The 17,568-nt window shown below is 57.5% G+C and carries 15 protein-coding genes; 10 read left to right on the forward strand and 5 right to left on the reverse strand.

Annotated elements, in window-relative coordinates:
• Positions 1-244: 244 nt before the first annotated feature.
• Positions 245-580, forward strand: coding sequence for a winged helix-turn-helix transcriptional regulator (locus HZ995_RS11925; protein WP_209355875.1), 336 nt, complete (start codon positions 245-247; stop codon positions 578-580).
• A gap of 263 nt (positions 581-843) precedes the next feature.
• Entirely contained in the window at positions 844-1,605 is a 762-nt protein-coding gene (locus HZ995_RS11930) for an HpcH/HpaI aldolase family protein (protein WP_209355876.1), read from the forward strand.
• A 24-nt stretch (positions 1,606-1,629) separates the two neighbouring features.
• Here the strand turns inward: HZ995_RS11930 and HZ995_RS11935 are convergent, their stop codons facing one another.
• Entirely contained in the window at positions 1,630-2,604 is a 975-nt protein-coding gene (locus tag HZ995_RS11935) for an AEC family transporter (protein WP_348521213.1), read from the reverse strand.
• A 136-nt stretch (positions 2,605-2,740) separates the two neighbouring features.
• Here HZ995_RS11935 and HZ995_RS11940 point away from each other — a divergent pair, with 136 nt between their 5' ends.
• Complete coding sequence (locus HZ995_RS11940) at positions 2,741-4,108, forward strand: DUF3179 domain-containing (seleno)protein (RefSeq protein ID WP_209355877.1); 1,368 nt, start codon at positions 2,741-2,743, stop codon at positions 4,106-4,108.
• Positions 4,109-4,178: 70 nt separating this feature from the next.
• On the opposite strand, the gene HZ995_RS11945 is transcribed toward HZ995_RS11940, so the two are convergent.
• Together HZ995_RS11945 and HZ995_RS11950 are read right to left on the reverse strand one after the other, a co-directional pair.
• Positions 4,179-5,342 (reverse strand): M20 aminoacylase family protein, encoded by a 1,164-nt coding sequence (locus HZ995_RS11945; protein ID WP_209355878.1) that lies wholly within the window; start codon positions 5,340-5,342, stop codon positions 4,179-4,181.
• Between the two features lie 41 nt (positions 5,343-5,383).
• The gene (locus tag HZ995_RS11950; protein ID WP_209355879.1) at positions 5,384-7,216 is read right to left on the reverse strand and encodes an ABC transporter ATP-binding protein; all 1,833 of its coding nucleotides are present in this window, start codon (positions 7,214-7,216) and stop codon (positions 5,384-5,386) included.
• A gap of 425 nt (positions 7,217-7,641) precedes the next feature.
• Between HZ995_RS11950 and HZ995_RS11955 the strand changes: the two genes are divergently transcribed.
• The 6 genes from HZ995_RS11955 (at position 7,642) to rfbD (ending at position 13,943) form a co-directional block, all read left to right on the forward strand.
• Positions 7,642-9,339: a peptide ABC transporter substrate-binding protein gene (locus HZ995_RS11955; RefSeq protein WP_209355880.1), complete on the forward strand. Its 1,698-nt coding sequence runs from the start codon at positions 7,642-7,644 to the stop codon at positions 9,337-9,339.
• A 107-nt stretch (positions 9,340-9,446) separates the two neighbouring features.
• Positions 9,447-10,454, forward strand: coding sequence for an ABC transporter permease (locus tag HZ995_RS11960; RefSeq protein WP_209355881.1), 1,008 nt, complete (start codon positions 9,447-9,449; stop codon positions 10,452-10,454).
• Positions 10,447-11,427, forward strand: coding sequence for an ABC transporter permease (locus HZ995_RS11965; protein WP_209355882.1), 981 nt, complete (start codon positions 10,447-10,449; stop codon positions 11,425-11,427). Before HZ995_RS11960 ends, HZ995_RS11965 begins: the two co-directional genes overlap by 8 nt.
• A gap of 79 nt (positions 11,428-11,506) precedes the next feature.
• A complete protein-coding gene (gene rfbC, locus HZ995_RS11970) occupies positions 11,507-12,061 on the forward strand; it encodes a dTDP-4-dehydrorhamnose 3,5-epimerase (RefSeq protein WP_432417973.1) in 555 nt (184 codons plus the stop codon).
• The gene (rfbB, locus tag HZ995_RS11975; RefSeq protein WP_209355883.1) at positions 12,058-13,098 is read left to right on the forward strand and encodes a dTDP-glucose 4,6-dehydratase; all 1,041 of its coding nucleotides are present in this window, start codon (positions 12,058-12,060) and stop codon (positions 13,096-13,098) included. The genes rfbC and rfbB overlap by 4 nt, the downstream gene beginning before the upstream one ends.
• A complete protein-coding gene (gene rfbD / locus HZ995_RS11980) occupies positions 13,095-13,943 on the forward strand; it encodes a dTDP-4-dehydrorhamnose reductase (protein WP_209355884.1) in 849 nt (282 codons plus the stop codon). The genes rfbB and rfbD overlap by 4 nt, the downstream gene beginning before the upstream one ends.
• Here rfbD and HZ995_RS11985 read toward each other — a convergent pair.
• Both HZ995_RS11985 and HZ995_RS11990 read right to left on the reverse strand, forming a co-directional pair.
• A complete protein-coding gene (locus tag HZ995_RS11985) occupies positions 13,940-15,316 on the reverse strand; it encodes a phosphomannomutase (RefSeq protein ID WP_209355885.1) in 1,377 nt (458 codons plus the stop codon). The genes rfbD and HZ995_RS11985 overlap by 4 nt on opposite strands.
• Positions 15,317-15,402: 86 nt before the next feature.
• Positions 15,403-16,452 carry a DUF2793 domain-containing protein gene (locus tag HZ995_RS11990; protein WP_209355886.1) on the reverse strand — a complete coding sequence of 350 codons (1,050 nt, stop codon included), beginning with the start codon at positions 16,450-16,452 and terminating at the stop codon, positions 15,403-15,405.
• 188 nt (positions 16,453-16,640) lie between these two features.
• Between HZ995_RS11990 and rfbA the strand changes: the two genes are divergently transcribed.
• Positions 16,641-17,531: a glucose-1-phosphate thymidylyltransferase RfbA gene (gene rfbA, locus HZ995_RS11995; RefSeq protein WP_209355887.1), complete on the forward strand. Its 891-nt coding sequence runs from the start codon at positions 16,641-16,643 to the stop codon at positions 17,529-17,531.
• The last annotated feature ends 37 nt before the right edge of the window (positions 17,532-17,568 follow it).

Raw genomic sequence — 17,568 nt, forward strand, 5'->3', positions numbered from 1 at the left:
GTATTTTTCTTTAGAGTGTTGTCTCTATCGCCGAAATGCTTTGCGGTATTTGGGGATGAAGAGCGCCTTACCTTTCATGTGTCTTGTGACCTAATTGCCTTTGGCGGCAATGAGCCACCTTTTTGCCGAGAAGTGGGGCGTGGTTCGGCAGACGGCATTACGATCCTCATTGTGTTTCCTGTGTCTGAAGCTTACTTAAAAATGCAAGATCAAAACGACAAGTACGATCATTGAGGATACTGAAATGGCACAGCTCGAACCCGACGAGAATTGCCTCGTCGAACCGCTGATTGAAGCAATCTCGGGCAAGTGGAAATTGCTCGTGATCTATTGGTTGGCGCAAGAAACGTCGCGATTTAACCAACTTCAGCGCAATCTTGGCAACATCACGCATCGCACGCTGACGCGACAGCTGAATGAGTTGCAAGAGGCCGGGATTGTCGCGCGCAAAGACTTCAAGACGATCCCGCCACATGTGGAATACAGTTTGACACCCTTGGGTCAAAGCCTGATCCCGCTGCTACGGGCAATGCACGACTGGGCGGCGGCACATGCCGATAAACTCGTCGGAAAAAAGTAGAGCACCGCATCTCAATAGCACGCGACTGATCCGCGCTAGAAGGCTAGTGCATAGATCCAAAGATGCGTTTTTGCCGTGATCTCAAGTCTCTGAAGCGCGCGATCCTAGAGGATCGCTTTTGTGGTAAAGATGTCTTGTGTCGCAAAGTCTATATTTTTGATACCCCCCTCGCGCGACGGCGACGCGGCCGCGACTGTGCTGAAACGCCATATTCTGCGCGGTCTGGAACATACCCTGGCCGCCATGAGAGCTGAGGAGGCGTCATGAAGAACCCAAAGAACCTTTTCAAAGCGGGGCTAAAGGCCGGGTCGCATCAGTTCGGTATTTGGAACTCGATCGGCGAAAGCGGCGTCACAGAGATGCTGGGCAATGCAGGCTATGACTGGGTTATGATCGACTGCGAACACAGCCCGATTGAGGCCACGGCCGCTCTGCCAGCCTTGCAAGCTCTAGCGGCCTATCCTCAGACCTCGGCGGCCGTGCGGGTTGCGGGGAATGACACCGTTCTGATCAAACGCGTTCTCGATATGGGCGCACAGACCATCATGGTGCCTTATGTGGAAAGCAAAGCCGAGGCGAAGGCCGCCGTTGATGCTATGCGCTATGGCCCACGCGGGATACGCGGCATGGCGGGCATGACTCGCGCCACGCGCTTTGGGCAGGTTGAGGACTATTTCACAACCGCCGAAGAAGAGCTCTGCCTGATTGTGCAGGTCGAGACCGCCAAGGGCATGGCGGCGCTTGAAGAGATCGCGGGTGTTGATGGGGTGGATGCGGTCTTTATTGGCCCGGCGGACCTCAGCGCGAGCATGGGCTATCCGGGTCAGTTCGACCACCCTGAGGTCGTGAAAACCATCGAGCAGGCCTTTGAGAGGTGCAAGAAAATCGGCATGCCCATTGGGCTCATGGATCTCAATGTAGAAGCCGCGAAACGCTGGATCGCATTAGGCTCGAGCTTTACGGCTGTGGCTGTAGATCAAGTCCTACTCAGTCAGTCCATTCACGCGCTTCGTGCTGAGTTTTAAAACCGCGAACCCCCACGTGCTGAACTAGGGGAGAACCAATAGCCAGAATGATGCGGTGATCACGGTCAGTGCGGTTCCGATCAAGACAGACGTCGCGATTACGCGTCTCGCGACCCCATACATATCTGCAAAGAGATAGGCGTTGATCCCGGGCGCCATTGCGGCGGTCACGACCACCGACCGGAGCTTGGCGGTTTCCAGCACGCCCAAATGCGCAAGTCCAAAAGCCATCGCAGGCTGAACCATCAGGGACAGACCACAGAGGAATAGGATCGTGCGCAGATCTCCCTCAGGCTTATAGCGAAACAGAACACCACCCATGCCAAAGAGCGCGGCTGGCAGGGCGGCGCGGATCATAAGGTCCAGCGCGTCGGCAAAGATCAAAGGAATAGCGATGCCGCTGACGTTGACCAACAACCCAAGCGCGATGCCGATCATAATGGAATTGTGGAACATGGCGTTGGCCACGGTAAAGACCAAGGCGCGGCCGCGTGTTTTGGCCTGAATGAATTCCATGGTGGAAATGCCAATCAGATAGCAAGTGGCGGCGTTCAAGGCGACGATGGTGAAATTGGCCTCTAAGGCGTCGACGCCATAGGCGCGCTCCATAACCGGCAGGCCAAGCAAGACGGTATTGGCAAACATCGCCGCAAAGCCAATCGCGACACTGTCTGGCCAGGGGCGCGCGAATAGGTGGTGGGCGACAGCAATGCCGATGCAAAAACACCCAATCGCGCTGGCGAAATAGGCGAAGAGGACCTTCGGGTCAAAAGCGGTACTCAAATCCAGCTGCGCCATGGCCGCAAAAAGCAGACAGGGAATGGCGAACTTCTGGGAAAACACCATCAGCCCGTCGACGGCCTGATCAGAAAATAGCCCCTGCCACACAGCGACATAGCCCGCGCCGACCACCAGAAAGACCGGTGCAACAATTGTGAAAATATCCAACATGCGCGTGGCCTCAGTTTCTGCGCGATCTTTGCGACGACCATGCGCCATTGGCTGGGAAAGGTCCACCGGAGGAAGCTAAAATCACGTGCCACCAGGCCTCTCACTGCCTGTTGAGGTAATCGTGATTGGCTCTGTGAACGGAAACTGTGGATGCTCTGGGCAACGAACCCTCCGAGGAAGATCCATGACGTTCAAACAGCTCACCGCATCTCTATTGGCCGGAGTCTTGGCGCTTGCCCCCATTACCGGGGCCGTTCAGGCGCAAGACACGGTGACAGACTACGCGATCGCGCAATTTGGCGAGCCGCCCGCCATTCCAACAGGCGACCTGTCGCCCGAGTTGCAAGAGGCAGTGCGTGTGGTCTTTGTGGAAAGCCTGGAGAACGGCCGCTGGGGCACCGATCAAAGCGAGGCTTTGGACGTCATCGCAGCCTCTGGCGATCCACGTCTGGCTTGGACAATCGCCGATATGATGCGCTTCACATGGCGGCTCGAATTCCACAATGCGCTCTCTGATACCGCAGGCGAGCTGCTTGGCATTTCATTTGACAGCTTTGATCGCTGGAACAAGATCACCAACCATTTGATCGCTTGGGATGTGCCGTCTTATCCGGGCTATCTCAATGAAAAGCGGACGATTTTTACCCGCTTTGTCCCCGGATGGGACCGCATCTTTGTTGAAGGCGACATTGACTGGCGGCTTGTCTCATGGGGAGGCGTTCTGATCGATGACAGACCGTTCGGGCTGGAAGAGATCTGCAACAACTGTATCCCTGCCGCCGATGATCCGGCCGTCAGCACCGCAGACGAAGCGACGTGGCTCAAGGACAGCGACATCGTCTTTGGCGTCGAAGTAAACGGTGAAACCCGCGCCTATCCGCGCCGCATCATGGAAGTGCGCGAGATGGTCAATGATACGCTGGGCGGGCGTCAGTTGGGCATCCCATATTGTACCCTCTGTGGCGCGATGCAGGCTTATTTCACCGACAACATGCCAGCGGGTGTTGAGCGTCCGGTGTTGAGGACCTCCGGTCTTTTGATCCGCTCAAACAAGGTTATGTATGACCACAACACCTATTCCGTCTTTGACACCTTCCTGGGTCACGCAGTCACCGGCCCCTTGGCCGAGATCGGTTTGAAACTGGATCAGGCCACGGTCATCACCACCGACTGGGGCACATGGAAAGCCCAACATCCAGAAACCACCGTCCTCGTCGAAGAACTGGCGCTGGGCCGAGATTTTGATTTCCGCAACAACCGCGACAAAGACGGGCCGATCTTTCCTGTCGGAGACGTCGACCCCCGTCTGCCCATCCACGAAGACATCATCGGCGTGACCACGGCCTCAGGCAAGCCGGTGGCTTTCCAGCGCGCGACCGCCTTCCTTGCGCTGCAAGCGGGCGAAGAGATCGCTTTTGAAAACGTGCGTCTGAAACTAGAGGCAGGCGGGATCAAAGCCGTCGACGCGGATGGGTCAGACCTTGGCAGCCATCAGGCGTTTTGGTTTGCGTGGTCTCAGTTCCATCCAGACACAGAGCTGTGGACCCAATAGGGCAGGGCAACACAGGCAAAGAAAAAGGCGCGCCAACCCTCGGGCGCGCCTTTTTTGATTTGTGAGCGACTTAGCTGGCGATAGGCATCCGCTGTTCAATCATTTCAGCGAACCAGCTACAGCCCATCGGGATAACGTCGTCATTGAAGTTGTATTCCGGATGGTGCACCGCCGCGGTGTCTCCATTGCCCATCAGGATATAAGCACCGGGGCGTTCCTCGAGCATATAGGCAAAGTCCTCGCCGCCCATGACCAGAGGCGCGTCAGAGCAAGAGCCAGCCACATCCGCCGCCGCCTTGGCCGCGTATTCGGTTTCGGTCTCGTGGTTGGCCATGATCGGATAGCCGCGCATATAGTTCACATGGGCCACACCGCCGAAAGTGGTCGCAATACCCTCGCAGATTTCGGTGATACGCTTTTCAGCCAGGTCACGGTTTTCTTTGGACAAAGTCCGTGCCGTCCCACGAATGGTCACCGTCTGAGCGATCACGTTAAACGGCATGGTCGGCGTTTGAATGCCGGTGACAGAGACCACGATCTGCTCGACCGGATCTGCGTTGCGGCTGGCGATAGACTGTAGCGCCACGATGGCTTGTGCTGTCATCAAGGTGGTGTCGATGGTCTCATGTGGCTTGGCCGCGTGGCCGCCTTTGCCTTCAAACACCACCTCAAACTGATCGGCCGCCGCGAAAAACGCGCCCGGGCGGATCGAGAAGGATCCCGCCGGCGCGCCTGGCCAATTGTGCATGCCGTAAACCTCTTGGATGTTCCAACGGTCCATCATGCCGTCCTCGCACATCTCACGACCGCCGCCGCCGCCTTCTTCGGCAGGTTGGAAGATCACCACGGCTGTGCCGTCAAAATTGCGGGTCTCAGCCAGATATTGCGCTGCACCCAAAAGCATGGCGGTATGGCCGTCATGCCCACAGGCATGCATCGCGCCCTCGTTTTTCGACGCATACTCAAGCCCAGTCGCCTCATGAATCGGTAGCGCATCCATGTCCGCGCGAAGACCAACAACCTTGCCACTGTCCGTCCGGCCCTTGATCACTCCGACGACACCCGTGCGGCCAATGCCTTCGACCACTTCATCACAGCCAAAGGCGCGCAGTTTTTCGGCGACAAGGGCAGAGGTGCGGTGGGTTTCAAACAGGATTTCAGGATGCGCATGAATGTCGCGTCGCCATTCGGTGATATCCGCGTGCAGCTCGGCAAAACGGTTCTTTACTGGCATATTTCTGGTCCTCGCAAAATCAGATCAAGCAGTGGGGCGGATCAATAGCCGCTGTCAGTGGTCAGAACGAAGTGGCCGGGGGCGACTTCGTCGTATTTGGATGGCTCGGGCTCGTAGCCAATCGGATGAATAGGGGAGGGGATCGGCTTGAAATTCAAGTCTTTTTCCTCTTTGCGCTGGCGCGGGTCGGCGATGGGAACGGCCTTCATCAAAGCGCGCGTATAAGCGTGCTGCGGGTTCTCAAAGACCTGCGCGCGCGAGCCCATTTCAACGATGCGGCCCAGATACATGACGCCAACTTGGTGGCTGACACGTTCCACGACCGCCATGTCGTGAGAGATAAACAGATAGCTCACGCCAAGTTCGGCCTGCAGCTCCATCATCAGGTTCAGAACCTGCGCCTGTACGGATACATCGAGCGCCGAAACCGCTTCGTCCGCGACGATCAGTTTCGGGTTCAAGGCAAGCGCGCGGGCAATCGCGACACGTTGACGTTGGCCGCCGGAGAGCTCATGCGGGAAGCGGCGCATAAAGCTGCGCGGCAGTTCAACGCGATCAAACAGCATTGAGACACGATCCGAAATCGCCGAACCCTTGAGCGTGCCAAAGTTATGGATCGGCTCGGCCACCTGTTCGGCCAACTGCATCTGCGGGTTCAGGCTCGCGAAGGGATCCTGAAAAATCATCTGCATATCGCGCCGCATGTCCCGCAGATCGCCGGGGTTCAGCGCCATCACATCGGTGTCGCCAAGAGTGACTTTGCCCGACATCGGCTCGACCAACCTTAGGATTGAACGCCCCGCCGTGGACTTCCCGCAGCCAGATTCCCCAACCAGCGATAGGGTTTGCCCCTTGTTCAGCGTAAAGCTCAGATCCTCAACCGCGTGAACATTCGCCACGGTCCGGCGAAAGAATCCGCCTTTGACAGCAAACCGCGTGGTCAGGTTCTCGACCTTAAGCAGAGGTTCTTGTGTGCCAATGATAGGTTCGATCTTGCCTTGCTCACGACCCAAAAGCTTCATGGGTTCTGGATTGGCCTTCTCGCGCATTTCGCCCAGCTTGGGGACCGCGGCCAAAAGCGCTTTGGTATAAGGGTGTTGCGGGTTCTCAAAGATCTCTTCGACGGTGCCTTCTTCGACCTTATTGCCGCGGAACATGACCACCACGCGGTCGGCCATTTGCGCAACCACGGCCATATCATGCGTGATGAACATCACAGCCGTGCCGGTCTCGCGTTTCAGGCGGTCCATCAGAGCAAGGATCTCGGCCTGAATGGTTACGTCCAGCGCCGTGGTTGGCTCATCCGCAATCAAAAGCCGCGGCTCGCAGGCCAGAGCCATCGCGATCACCACCCTCTGGCGCATCCCGCCCGACAATTCATGCGGATATTGCGCCAAACGCCGCTCAGGTTCCGGAATTCGTACCTGCCGCAGCAATTCCAATGCGCGCGCGTCGGCCTCAGATTTGCTGAGACCTTTGTGCAGACGCAGCCCTTCTGTCAGCTGTCGACCCACTGTGAAAACCGGGTTCAGCGCCGTCATCGGCTCTTGGAAAATCATGCCGATTTCATTGCCGCGGATCGACCGCATCAGGTCCTGAGGTGCTTTGGACAGGTCCATTGGCTCCGACTCACCGCGGTCAAACAACAGCCGTCCGCCCGCAATATCACCGCCGCCAAATTCCACCAGCCGCATCAAAGACAAAGACGAGACCGACTTGCCCGAGCCCGACTCACCCACGACGCAAACCGTCTCTCCGGGGTTGATTTTAAAGGAAACATCTTCGACGCCGACCACCGGACCGTCTTTGGTTTGAAACTCCACGCGCAGGTTTTCAATCTGCGCGATTGGCGCGGAGTTTTGGACATCAAGCATTAGGAACCCTCACTGAATTACGCTCAGGCTACGCCTCATTTCGTCAAACTGTCAAACAAAGTGACCTTGGGTCCAAGATGACCTTACGGCGCCTGGCCAGAACAGAATTTTCTGACTTATTTTCGCGAAGAAAAGAAACAAAAGGCTAAAAATTTGACCAAAAAGGAAAGAAGTTGATCCTCTGAATGCCCGTATTTCGGCAGTTCGTCGGGAAATCCTCCTAAGTCGGCGGAAAAAGGGGAATGATTGTTTTTTGACCGCTTGCTTTTTTCTTAATTTGTGCTTCGATGGCGATGCAACTTGAGGGGTAAAAGCATTAAACGAATGTTCTTATTAGCGTTTGATCTTTCTCGGGGTTTGCGCGGAGACGATCCATCTAGAGACGTCCCAACCGGCACACGCATGTGTCCAACTAGGAGTATGATATGAAAATTAAGACCCTGTTAATGGGAGCAATTGCTGCAACAGCATTTGCGCCAGCTGCCTTTGCTGAACGCGGAAGCGACGGCAATGTCAGCATCATCTATTGGCAAGCGCCATCCATCCTGAACCCGTTCCTGTCAGGCGGTACCAAGGATGTTGAATCCGCTTCCATGATCATCGAGCCTCTGGCCCGCTACAACCAAGATGGCCAGCTCGTTCCTTGGCTGGTCAATGAGATCCCAACAACCTCCAATGGTGGCGTGTCTTCTGACCTGACCTCCATCACCTGGAACATCACCCCAGGTCTGAAATGGTCTGACGGCTCTGACTTCACTTCTGCGGATGTGAAATTCACCTATGACTATTGTACCCACCCAGAAGGTGGCTGTGCGCAGGTGACCAAGTTCGAAGGCGTTTCCTCTGTTGAAACACCAGACGCGACCACTGTCGTTGTGAACTTTGCGGCGCCAACGCCAAACCCATATGGCCCGTTTGTTGGTGGCGAAAGCCCAATCATCCAAGCGGCACAATTCGCAGACTGTCTTGGTGCCAAAGCACCTGAGTGTACAGACGCGAACTTCGGCCCAATCGGCACCGGCCCATTCGTTGTCACCGAGTTCCGCCCGAACGACGTGATCACCATGGAAGCCAACCCGAACTACCGTGACCCAGCGAAGCCTGCCTTTGCGTCCGTGACCTTCAAAGGCGGCGGCTCTGCAGAAGATTCCGGTCGTGCGGTTATGGAAACCGGCGAATTTGATTATGGCTGGAACCTGCAGCTGGCACCTGACGTGATCGCAAAGATGGCAGAAGGCGGCAAAGGTACACCGGTTGCGGGCTTTGGCCCACTGGTCGAGCGTCTGATGCTGAACCAAACCAACCCATCGCCAGATCTGGCGGAAGGCGTGCGCTCTACGGCTGCAGAACCACACCCATTCCTGCGTGATCCAGCGGTTTACAAAGCGATGTCCATGGCGCTTGACCGCCCACTTCTGGTTGAAGTCGGCTACGGCACCGCAGGCAACGTGACCTGTAACTGGGTTCCAGCGCCAGCGGCGTTCAACTCTGACACCTTCACCTGCGACACCCAAGACATCGCAGGCGCGAACGCAATGCTGGATGCAGCAGGTATCGTGGATACCGATGGCGACGGCGTGCGTGAAAAAGACGGTGTGCCTCTGAAGATCCTCTATCAGACCTCTACCAACGCTGTGCGTCAGGACTTCCAGGCCCTGATCAAAGCATGGTGGGCTGAGATCGGCATTGAAACCGAGCTGCGCAACATCAACGCATCCGTGTTCTTCGGCGGTGACCCAGGCTCCCCTGACACCTTCCAGAAGTTCTACGCAGACGTTCAGATGTATGCGAACACCTTCAACGGCACCGATCCGCAGGCGTATCTGGGTAACGGTCTCTGCGACAAGGCACCAAAGCCTGAGTCCCAGTGGCAGGGTGAGAACATCTCTCGCTTCTGTATGCCAGAATATGACGCTCTGCATGCTCAGCTGACCACCACAGCAGGCATTGATGAGCGCGCCAAGATCGGCAAGCAGTTGAACGACATGCTCGTGTCCAACGGCGGTATGATCCCGCTGGTGCAGCGTGGTCGTGTCTCTGCGCACGCAAATTCCCTCGGCGGCGTTGTCCTGAACGTATGGGACTCCGAGCTGTGGAATGTGGCCGACTGGTACCGCAAGTAATCTGCACTTGATCTGACAAAGCCCGCGAGGCGCAACCATATTGCGCCTCGCGGATCTTTCGTCCTAACGTACCCAATAGTTAATAATGCTTGCGTAAGGGGAAGCGTATGCTGACCTATACCATTCGCCGCTTGGTTCTGGCCGTACCGACGCTGATCTTCATCAGTCTGGCGATTTTCCTGCTATTGCAGTTGGCCCCTGGAGACCCGATGGCCCAGGTACCTCTGACCGTCCCCCCCGAAGTCAAACAAAAGATGCGCGAGGCGCTGGGACTGGGTCAGCCTGTTCATGTTCAATACTACAAATGGCTGGTGCAGATGTTCTGGGTCGAACCTCAGGTTCTGATCGATTACTACTTTGGCACCGGATTTGCTGAGGGCAAACTGCGGGTGATTTCCTGGCAGACGCGCTCTCCGGTGATGGACATCGTGGTGCAGCGTATCCCTCAGACGCTCTGGGTTGTGGGCACCGCATATGTAGTTGCGATCCTGATTGCTCTTCCGATCGGGATTTACTCGGCCTACAAACAATATTCTGTCTTTGACAACGTCGGCACCTTTGTATCGATGATCGGCTTCTCGATCCCGCCGTTCTTTACCGGCCCGCTTCTGATCGTGATCTTTGCAGTGCAGCTTGAATGGCTGCCTTCGGTCTACAACACGGTCCACAAGGTCGTGGATTGGGAGAGTTTTGTCGTACAGCTCAAACAGATGGTCTTGCCGGTGATGGTGCTGGCGCTTCAGATCACGGCGCAGCTCAACCGCTTTATGCGGGCGTCGACGCTGGATAACCTCAACCAAGATTACGTGCGCACGGCACGGGCCAAAGGCCTGCGGGAACGCACTGTGGTTCTGGCGCATGTGGTTCGGAACTCGATGATCCCGGTTGTGACTGTGATCGCGCTCAACGTGCCGCAGATCTTTGGCGGGGCGATCATCACCGAGGTGATCTTTAAGGTGAACGGCATTGGTCAGCTTCTGATCACGGCGCTGTTTGCGAACGATCTGCCGATGGTCATGACGCTGACCTTCATCTTTGCCATCCTGATCGTTGTCTTCAACATCATCGCGGACGTGCTTTACGGCGTCCTAGACCCGAGGATCCGCTATGACTGAGACCTCTGAAAACACCGTGGAAACCTACGGCGCGCTGCAGGACAAAGTGCCGGATCAGCCACCCACCAGTCAGTGGAAAGACGTCTGGCACCAGTTCCGCAAACACAAAGGCGCGGTCTGGGGCGGGGGATTCCTTTTGTTCATCACATTGGCTGTGATCGTCGGGCCCTATGTCTGGACCATTGACGCACAGAAACTGGACATCCGCGCCAAGGACATGCGCCCGATCTATGTGGCACTTTGGGACGGAGACGCCAAGACCGGCTGGAACCACCCTTTCGGCACCGATCAACTGGGCCGAGATATCCTCGCAAACCTCTTGGAAGGTGGCCGCGTCTCTATGGCCGTCGGCTGGCTCGCCATGGCGCTGACCATGGTGATTGGCACCTTTGTGGGGGTGACCGCAGGCTTTTTCCGCCGCGCAGACGGGCTCCTGATGCGTTTCACCGATCTGGTGCTGTCCCTGCCAATCCTGCCCATCACGCTGGTGGCCGTGACCCTGTTCCGCCAACCTCTGGTCAGTCGTTTCGGCCCCGAAGGCGGCATGTTCATTATGATCGTTGGCATCATTGGCATCACGTCATGGATGCAGACCGCGCGGATCGTGCGTGGCGAAGTGCTTGCGTTGAAGGAACGAGAATTCGTTCTAGCCGCGCGCTCTATCGGCACGTCGTCTAGCGCGATCATCCGCAGGCATCTGTTGCCTAATGTGATCTCACCGATCATGGTCTCGGCCACTTTGGGTCTCGCGGCGGCGATCATCACCGAATCCGCGCTGTCTTTCCTCGGCGTCGGCTTCCCGTCAGACTTCCCCACATGGGGCAAACTTCTGGCGGATGCTGTGTCGCGAATGGAGGCCTTCCCCGAACGCGTCATGCTGCCCGGCATCGCGATTTCCCTGACGGTTTTGTCGGTGAACTACCTCGGAGACGGCTTGCGCGACGCTTTGGATCCAAGAATCCGCGGAAGGTAAGCAAAACCTACTGTCATTCAGCACGCGCATTCCCTAGATTGCGAAAAACAATCGGGGGCAGCGCGTGCTGGAGATTTCCATGACCAAGCTAGAGGGCGTTCTATTACTAACGCCCAAACGCCACGGCGACGCCCGTGGCTATTTTTGTGAGACCTGGAACAAGGCACGCATGGCCGAGCAGGGGCTCGACTATGACTTCGTGCAGGATAACCAGAGTCTTAGTGCCGAGGTCGGCACCGTGCGGGGCCTGCATTTTCAATCGCCGCCACATGCACAGGCAAAGCTCGTGCGCTGTGGGCACGGCGCGTTGCTCGATGTGGCCGTAGACATCCGCAAAGGCAGCCCGACCTATGGGCAGTGGATTTCTGAGGAACTCAGCGCCGAAAACGGCCGGCAGCTCTTGATCCCAGAAGGTTTCCTGCATGGCTTCATAACGCTGCTGCCCGACACAGAAATCCTTTATAAATGCAACGATTACTACAGCCCAGACTGCGACGGGGCCGTGCGCTTTGATGATCCTGACATCGGGGTTGATTGGGGCAGCGACACATCCGGCGCAACGCTCAGCGCCAAGGACGCGAACGCCCAAAGTTTTGCAGATTTCAATTCCCCATTTGAATGGACCGCACCATGAAACTTCTCGTCACCGGCGGCGCCGGCTTTATTGGATCTGCCGTCGTACGCCTCGCCATCGAACGCGGTCATGAAGTGATCAACCTCGACGCGCTGACCTATGCCGCCTGCCTGGACAATGTGGCCCCTGTGGCGCTCTCGCCAAACTACACTTTCGTGCAAGCCGACATCCGAGATGCTCTGGCTATTCAGACCGCGATCAACGGCCACAAACCCGACGCCATCATGCATCTGGCTGCAGAATCCCACGTGGACCGCTCCATCGACGGCCCTGGCGATTTCATCGAGACCAACGTCAACGGCACCTATGTGATGCTCGAGGCCGCGCGCGCCTATTGGGAGGCACAGGGGCGACCAGACACCTTCCGTTTTCATCACGTATCCACCGACGAAGTCTATGGCACGCTCGGCGCCACCGGCTTGTTCACCGAGGACACGCCCTACGCACCCAACAGCCCCTATTCCGCGTCCAAAGCCGCCTCCGACCACCTCGTGCGCGCCTGGGGCGAGACTTATGGCCTGCCGGTCGTCATCACCAATTGCTCCAACAACTACGGCCCCTATCAGTTCCCTGAAAAACTGATCCCCGTAGTGATCCTAAACGCCCTCGCAGGTCAGCCAATTCCGGTCTATGGCAAAGGCGAGAACATCCGCGACTGGCTTTACGTCGAAGACCACGCCGACGCGCTTTTGCTTGCGCTTGAAAAAGGCGAGCTGGGCCGCAGCTACAACATCGGTGGCGAGAACGAAGCCACCAATATCGACCTCGTCCGCCAAATCTGCGCGATCCTCGACGATCTACGCCCGGGCGACGCGCCCTATGCAGATCAGATCACCTTTGTGACCGACCGCCCCGGCCACGATCTGCGCTATGCCATCGACCCAACCCGCATGCGCGAAGAACTCGGCTGGCGGCCCTCTGTGACTGTCGAGGAAGGCCTGCGCAAGACGGTTCAATGGTACCTCGAAAACGGCGACTGGCTTGAGGCGCTCATGGCGCGTCACGGCGTCGGAGAGCGGCTCGGGCAGGGCGGATGAAGCTCTTCGTCTTTGGCAAAACCGGACAAGTCGCGCGGGAATTGATCCTGCAAGGCAGCGCGCATGAGATCACGGCCCTGGGCCGCGATCAGGCGGATCTGTCAGACCCCGCGGCCTGCGCCGCGATCGTCGCCCAAAGTGACGCGGACGCAGTGATCAACGCCGCGGCCTACACGGCGGTCGACAAGGCCGAAGAGGAAGAAGCCCTAGCCACCATAATCAACGGCGACACGCCCGGTGCGATGGCGCGGGCTTGTGCCGCCAAGGATATCCCGTTTTTGCATGTCTCAACCGACTATGTGTTTGACGGAACAGGCGAAACCCCTTGGTCGCCTAGTGATCCCGTCGCCCCGCAAAACGCCTATGGCCGAAGCAAATTGGCGGGTGAAGAGGCTGTGCGCGCGGCAGGCGGGGCCCATCTCATCCTGCGCACTTCTTGGGTGTTTTCGGCCCATGGCAATAACTTCGTCAAAACCATGCTGCGGCTTTCTGAAACGCGCGACCATCTCACCGTCGTCGCCGATCAAATCGGAGGCCCAACCGCCGCGCGCGACATCGCGAAAACGTTGCTCGCCATTGCGCCCCAGCTCGGGGCCCGCAAGGGCGGCACCTATCATTTCGCAGGCCAGCCGCCAGTCAGCTGGGCCGATTTCGCCCGGGTAATTTTCGTGAAATCAGGTCGGAAAATGCAGGTCGCTGATATCCCAACATCGGACTATCCAACGCCTGCCAAACGCCCGCTCAATTCGCGAATGGACTGCGCCGATTTGACGACAGATTTCGGCGTAACGATCCCCGATTGGCGCGCGTCACTGGACGAGGTTTTGCGCGACCTAGAGGCCTAACCCAAACGCGCCCTGAGCAATTCCAGATGCCTTGTGACCAAAGCCGTTGCGGCATCGGCGCTGTCACTTTCGGCATAGCATCGAAACTCTGGCGCATTGCCTGAGGGGCGCAGATGCACGATATCACCGTCTTCAAACGTCACGCGTAGCCCGTCTGTTTGGTCCACCGCAGTTTCCTTAGGCAAACCCTCAAAAAACGAAGCCCGAGCGGCCGCGTCGGTGCTGAGACCCGCCAGAAACACCTTCGACGCCTCAGTGGCGATCCCTTGCAAGCGGTCTGCGGCTGTGAAACGCGGCGGCAAACCCGCAACCAAATCCGCCAGCGAAACGCCTTGAGATTTCGCCAACGCCAAAGGCGCAAGGATCGGCAAGACGCAATCACGAGTCATCAGCGGCGCGAGGCCTTTGGCCTCAAACCCCAACAAAAAGCCCCCATTGGCCTCATATCCAACGACACGGACGGCTCCGTCATCGCCCAAGGCCTTTTCCATCGCTGCAATCACATAGGGCGACCCGATGCGAGTCCGGTGGATGGTGGAAAACCCCTCCATCGCTTCGATCATCGTATTGCTGGAAACTGGCGTCACCAAGACATCGGCCTCAACATACTCCGCCGTCAGCGCGCCAAGCACGTCGCCAGGCACAATCTCACCCGGTGCAATCGCCAGCATCGGACGGTCTGCGTCTCCGTCAGTGGAGACAATGGCATCAAGACCATGTGCATGTACCCAGCCCGCCAGCATATCTCGGGTCTCTGGATCGACCGCTTCGGTGTCCACCGGAATAAAGACTTCGGAACGCGCCAGCGGCGTGACCTCTGCCCCCAAGGCCTCAAGGATTGTCACCAAGAGATCACGCGCGACCGAACTGTGTTGATAGACCCCAATGCGTAGGCCGCTTAGTGCATCTTTCGTGAAAGCATCGGTGTAGCGAGCCACAAAGGCCGTGGCGCTATCCTGCCGAGAACGCGCCCCTTTTGCCGCCTTCGACGCGCCGCCCAAAGTCGCGACAATCGCCGTCTCGTCAGCCTTGCTGATCTCGCCGCTTGGTACATAGAACTTCAACCCGTTGCGATCTGCCGGGATGTGGCTGCCGGTGATCATAATCGCGCCATGCCCCTGCGCCATCGCCGAAAAGGCCAGAGCAGGCGTCGGGAGCACACCGCAATCAATGGCCTCTAGTCCCGCGGCCTCAACGGCTTTCAGGACCTCGGACGCGATCTCAGGGGACGAAGGCCTCAGGTCTTGTCCCACATGCACGGCACCGCCGGTGTCACAGCTCGCGATGAATGCTTGTGTGTAATCCTGCACCAAGTCAGCGGTCAGTTCTGTCACCAACCCACGCAAACCGCTCGTGCCAAATTTCGGAGCCATAATCCCACCCAATCCAAATACTTGCTTGGGTTTTAGCGCCTCGCGTCAAGTGGTGCGAGGGGAAATCCCTCTGAGGTCAGGAAAACCTAGAACCAGCGGCCAAAGGCGATCAGATGCACGGTTTCGGCCTGTCGCGTGCCGGTGGTGTCCCAGCAATCGACGTCGGTCTGGGTGGTGCTCGACGCGCCTGTCGTCGTGAACCTTGGCACGCTGGCTTGGGCACTTGCGACACAGCTTGGAGGCGTCGAAAACGCGATTGGAAAGCTCCATGTTGTCACGCTCGTGCTGCTTGTGGTCAGGGCCTGCGCACAAATTTGCGTGCCGTCCGCAAAGCGCGTGTAGCTGCCATTCGCGGTTGATCCGGTCTCGATCACAGCCCCAGTCGGTACGCCTGCCGCCTCCGCGACACTGCCAACCAAATTACCTGGCCCATAGCCATAATCCGCCCGCATCAACCGACCAGCCGTCGTATCCGTCGCAGAGGCCATCACCGCAGCGCCCGTGACATGCCCGCTGTCGCCATCCACACGCAAAGCATCCACCCAGATGCTGCCATCTGCCGAGACTTTGATCGTCAGGTCATCGTTTCCGGTCGTCCCAACCTCGGCACGGCCGCCATATCCGGTTTGAAACAGAAAGCTTGCGGTGTCGCCTTCTGTGGCCTTGTTCAACGTTAGCCGATGCCCCGCGCCATCATGGGTGAACAACGTCGACGCCCCGCTGAGGATCATCTGATTGTTGGCATCAGGCGTTGCATTCACGCCCAAGCGCTCGATTTCCAAAGGCAAATCGCGGGCGGTCCCCCAAAGGTTACTTGGGTTCAAAACCGCCATCTCCGCTTCATCCATCACATAGGCGCGCCAACCGGGCAGGGGGGCGATGAACCAATAGGCCCCGCCTTCATAGATCGCGATCTCTCCGTCATGACCCGCCCAGCCACCTGTCGCATTGGTCGCGACAATATAGCGATGTCCCTCGACGTCGGAGGTAGGTGGTGCTGTCAGGCTGCGGCTTTGCACCACCAGTTGCACCGCAATATCCAATAATCGAATGGCCTCATTGTGGGTCACATGTTTCTGGGCTTGTGCGGCTTGAATATAGGGCAGGGCGAGGATCGGGGATGTTTCTATCGGCATGTCATTGCTCCGGCTTGGTTTCGCCAAAGCTGCGAAAAGACGGTTGCGATCTCCTTGGCACGGCGCACGCTGGTCAGGCAAAATGCGCAACGCCTGCCGCCGTGCCTGCGGGTTTTCCGCAGTTTTTCTTGCCAAACCGACGCGTTACTGGGCACAAGAAGACAAGAAATTCAAAGCAGGCACAGATCATGACAGAGCGCAAAGGCATTATTCTCGCAGGGGGCACGGGGTCTCGCCTGTTCCCGATCACCAGCGGCGTCTCAAAACAGCTTTTGCCGGTCTATGATAAGCCTATGATTTATTACCCGATTTCGGTCCTGATGCTGTCAGGCATCCGAGAGATCGCGATGATCACGACACCGCAGGACCGTGCGCAATTTGAACGTGCTCTGGGCGATGGCAGCCAATGGGGCGTGTCGCTCACATATATCGAGCAACCCAGCCCAGATGGCCTCGCGCAGGCCTATATTCTGGCCGAGGATTTCCTGAGCGGCGCGCCAAGTGCGATGATTTTGGGCGACAACCTGTTTTTCGGCCATGGCCTGCCTGATCACCTCGAAGAGGCCGCAAAACAGGCGCAGGGCGGCACGGTCTTTGGCTACCGCGTCACCGATCCCGAACGCTATGGCGTCGTAGATATCGATGCCGACGGCAAAGTTACCGCCATCGTGGAAAAACCCGAGGTCGCGCCGTCGCCTTACGCAGTCACAGGTCTTTATTTCCTCGACGGCACAGCTCCTGCAAAAGCCAAATCAGTCAAACCTTCGGCGCGCGGCGAGCTTGAGATCACCTCTCTTTTAGAACTCTATCTGGACGAAGGTTCGCTGACCGTTCAGCAACTCGGTCGCGGTTTTGCGTGGCTCGATACGGGCACCTACGCGAGCCTTCTGGATGCCGGAAACTTCGTCCGTACCTTGTCAGAACGTCAGGGGATGCAGGTTGGCTGCCTTGAGGAAATCGCCTTTGAGGCTGGCTGGATCGACGGCGATGCCTTGGCTGAACGCGCGGAGTTCTATTCCAAAAACGCCTATGGCACCTATCTAAAGGGCCTATTGGCTGAGACTAAGAAAATCAAATAAGCCACTCTTCTAAAAACAAAAAAGCCGCGCAAAGTCT

Source organism: Cognatishimia activa (assembly GCF_017798205.1).
In the GTDB taxonomy this organism is placed as follows: Bacteria; Pseudomonadota; Alphaproteobacteria; order Rhodobacterales; family Rhodobacteraceae; genus Cognatishimia; species Cognatishimia activa_A.

Coding starts and splice junctions, on each gene's coding strand:
- HZ995_RS11990 (WP_209355886.1), bottom strand. CDS start 16,452: ATGCCGATAGAAACATCCCCGATCCTCGCCCTGCCCTATATTCAAGCC.
- HZ995_RS11940 (WP_209355877.1), top strand. CDS start 2,741: ATGACGTTCAAACAGCTCACCGCATCTCTATTGGCCGGAGTCTTGGCG.
- HZ995_RS11950 (WP_209355879.1), bottom strand. CDS start 7,216: ATGCTTGATGTCCAAAACTCCGCGCCAATCGCGCAGATTGAAAACCTG.
- HZ995_RS11925 (WP_209355875.1), top strand. CDS start 245: ATGGCACAGCTCGAACCCGACGAGAATTGCCTCGTCGAACCGCTGATT.
- rfbC (WP_432417973.1), top strand. CDS start 11,507: ATGACCAAGCTAGAGGGCGTTCTATTACTAACGCCCAAACGCCACGGC.
- HZ995_RS11930 (WP_209355876.1), top strand. CDS start 844: ATGAAGAACCCAAAGAACCTTTTCAAAGCGGGGCTAAAGGCCGGGTCG.
- HZ995_RS11985 (WP_209355885.1), bottom strand. CDS start 15,316: ATGGCTCCGAAATTTGGCACGAGCGGTTTGCGTGGGTTGGTGACAGAA.
- HZ995_RS11955 (WP_209355880.1), top strand. CDS start 7,642: ATGAAAATTAAGACCCTGTTAATGGGAGCAATTGCTGCAACAGCATTT.
- HZ995_RS11945 (WP_209355878.1), bottom strand. CDS start 5,342: ATGCCAGTAAAGAACCGTTTTGCCGAGCTGCACGCGGATATCACCGAA.
- rfbB (WP_209355883.1), top strand. CDS start 12,058: ATGAAACTTCTCGTCACCGGCGGCGCCGGCTTTATTGGATCTGCCGTC.
- rfbD (WP_209355884.1), top strand. CDS start 13,095: ATGAAGCTCTTCGTCTTTGGCAAAACCGGACAAGTCGCGCGGGAATTG.
- HZ995_RS11960 (WP_209355881.1), top strand. CDS start 9,447: ATGCTGACCTATACCATTCGCCGCTTGGTTCTGGCCGTACCGACGCTG.
- HZ995_RS11935 (WP_348521213.1), bottom strand. CDS start 2,604: ATGGCGCATGGTCGTCGCAAAGATCGCGCAGAAACTGAGGCCACGCGC.
- HZ995_RS11965 (WP_209355882.1), top strand. CDS start 10,447: ATGACTGAGACCTCTGAAAACACCGTGGAAACCTACGGCGCGCTGCAG.
- rfbA (WP_209355887.1), top strand. CDS start 16,641: ATGACAGAGCGCAAAGGCATTATTCTCGCAGGGGGCACGGGGTCTCGC.